Annotated in this window: 1 protein-coding gene and 2 pseudogenes; 2 read left to right on the forward strand and 1 reads right to left on the reverse strand. The window is 74.2% G+C overall.

Features of this window, described 5'->3' with window-relative positions; translation table 11 throughout:
* Positions 1-162 (forward strand): annotated as a pseudogene (locus ICN82_RS21060) (threonine-phosphate decarboxylase); the annotation flags it as partial.
* A 7-nt stretch (positions 163-169) separates the two neighbouring features.
* Here the strand turns inward: ICN82_RS21060 and ICN82_RS21065 are convergent.
* Positions 170-1,615, reverse strand: a complete 1,446-nt coding sequence (locus ICN82_RS21065; RefSeq protein ID WP_193187291.1) for a cobyric acid synthase — start codon at positions 1,613-1,615, stop codon at positions 170-172.
* A 198-nt stretch (positions 1,616-1,813) separates the two neighbouring features.
* Here ICN82_RS21065 and ICN82_RS21070 point away from each other — a divergent pair.
* Positions 1,814-2,421, forward strand: a pseudogene (locus tag ICN82_RS21070) (precorrin-3B synthase); the annotation flags it as partial.

Consider the following 2,421-nt stretch of genomic DNA (forward strand, 5'->3'; position numbering starts at 1 on the left):
CTGTTCCGCAGCTATCAAACCCCCGATGCCGCCGCCGCGCAGGAGCGCCTGGCCCGGCACCGGATCTGGAGCCGCGTCTTCCCCTGGTCGCCGCACTGGCTGCGCCTGGGCCTGCCGGGGAACGGCGCGGAATGGGCGCGGCTGGAGGCGGCGCTGGCCTGAGCCCGGCTCAGCGCGCGGCGGCGAGGATCGCGTCGATCTCCAGATGCGCCTCCAGGTGATCGGCCAGCGCGTCCAGCGCCTGCTCCACCGAGGCGGCGTGATCCAGCCCCGAGCGCGCCACCCCGATCCGCGACAGCCAGGCCGCGCGGAAATCATCGGCGGCGAAGACCCCGTGCAGATAGGTGCCCGCCACCTGCCCCGAGGCCGAGACCGCGCCTTCGCCGGCACCGTCGATCATGGCGAAGGGCCGCGCCCGGTCCGGCCCCTCCGACGCGCCCATGTGGATTTCGTAGCCGCTCACGGGATGGCCGGTTTCCGCATGGATGCCCGCGACCCGGCCCAGCCGCTTCTGCGCCTGCATCACCGTGTCGATCTCCAGCAGGCCCAGCCCCTCCAGCGTGCCGGGCGGCCCGTCCAGCCCGTCGGGATCGGCGATGCTGCGGCCCAGCATCTGGTAGCCGCCGCACAGCCCCAGTACCTGGCCGCCGCGGCGCAGATGGGCGCGCAGGTCGATATCCCAGCCCTCGGCGCGCAGCGCGGCCAGGTCGGCGCGGGTGGATTTGGACCCCGGCAGGATCACCAGCCGCGCCGCGGCGGGCACCGGCTCTCCGGGCCGCACCATGACCAGCGAGACGCCCGGCTCCGCCGCCAGCGGATCGAGATCGTCGAAATTGGCGATCCGCGGAAAGCACAGGCAGGCGACGGTCACGCCGGTCCCGGCGGGCGCGCGGCCCAGATCCAGCGCATCCTCGGCCGGCAGGCGATGCGCCGCGCCGAACCAGGGCAGCACGCCGAAGCCGCGCCAGCCGGTGCGGTCCGCGATCAGCCGGTAGCCATCCTCGAACAGCGCCGGGTCGCCGCGGAACTTGTTGACCAGGAACCCCGCGATCATCGCGTTGTCGGCCGGATCCAGCACCGCCTGGGTGCCGACGATCTGGGCGATCACCCCGCCGCGGTCGATATCGCCCGCCAGGATCACCGGCACGTCGGCGGCGCGGGCAAAGCCCATATTGGCGATGTCGCCCGCGCGCAGGTTCACCTCGGCCGGGCTGCCCGCCCCCTCGACCAGGACGAGGTCATGGCGGGCGCGCAGGCGGCCATAGCTTTCCAGCACCGCGCCCAGCAGCTCGTGTTTCATCGCGCCGTAGCGCCGTGCCGCCAGCGTCTCGCGCCGCCGGCCCTGCACGACCAGCTGGGCGCCGCGCTCGGATTCCGGTTTCAGCAGCACCGGGTTCATGTCGCTGACCGGCTCGATCCCGGCGGCCAGCGCCTGCAGGGCCTGGGCGCGGCCGATCTCGCCGCCATCGGCGGTGACGGCGGCATTGTTGGACATGTTCTGCGGCTTGAACGGCGCCACGGAAATCCCGCGCCGCCGCGCCGCGCGGCACAGCCCCGCGACCAGAAGCGACTTGCCGACATTCGAACCGGTCCCCTGCAGCGCGATCGCGGTCATGGCGGCCTCTCTCCTGCACCTGTCCGGCCCCGTCATGCCGTGCCGGGGCGGGCCTTGACAAGAGCCTGCCCGGCGCGGCTAAGAAAGATGGCGTCCGGGGCCTGCAGGCGGTGCGACCGGGCGATGGAACGGGAGCGCGATGGGCATCGCATTGCATATCCGCCCGCCCGGAGGGGTTGCGGCAACCGGAGCGGCGCGATGAGCGCCCGCATCCGCGGCTGGTGTCCCGGCGCGCTGCGGCCCATGGCGGCCGGGGACGGTCTGGTGGTGCGGATCCGTCCGCCCGGCGGATGGCTGGACGCGGCGCAGGCGGCGGGGCTGGCCTCCATCTCCGCGGACCTGGCCGATGGCACCCTGACGCTGACGCTGCGCGGCAACCTGCAGCTGCGCGGCATCGCGCAGGCGCGCCATGGCGCGGTGCTGGAGCAGCTGGCGGCGCTGGGGCTGCTGGATGCCGATCCGCGCATAGAGGCACGGCGCAACATCCTGGTGACGCCCTTCGCGGATGCCGGAACCGATCGCATCGCCGCCGAGCTGGCCCGTCGCCTGGCGCGGCCAGATGCGCCGGATCTGCCGGGCAAGGCGGGGTTCGTCCTCGATACCGGGGCGCATCCGGTGCTGAGCGCGTCACCGGGGGATTTCCGGCTGGAGCGCGCCGCCTGCGGGACGCTGGTGCTGCGCGCCGAGGGGCTGGAGGCCGGGGCGCCCGTGACGGAGGCCGGGGCGGCGGAGCAGATGGTGGCGCTGGCCCGCTGGTTCCTGCGCGAAGGCGGCGCGGCGCAGGGGCGGATGGCGCGGCTGGCGGC

It is taken from the genome of Mangrovicoccus algicola, assembly GCF_014903745.1.
Lineage (GTDB): Bacteria > Pseudomonadota > Alphaproteobacteria > Rhodobacterales > Rhodobacteraceae > Mangrovicoccus > Mangrovicoccus algicola.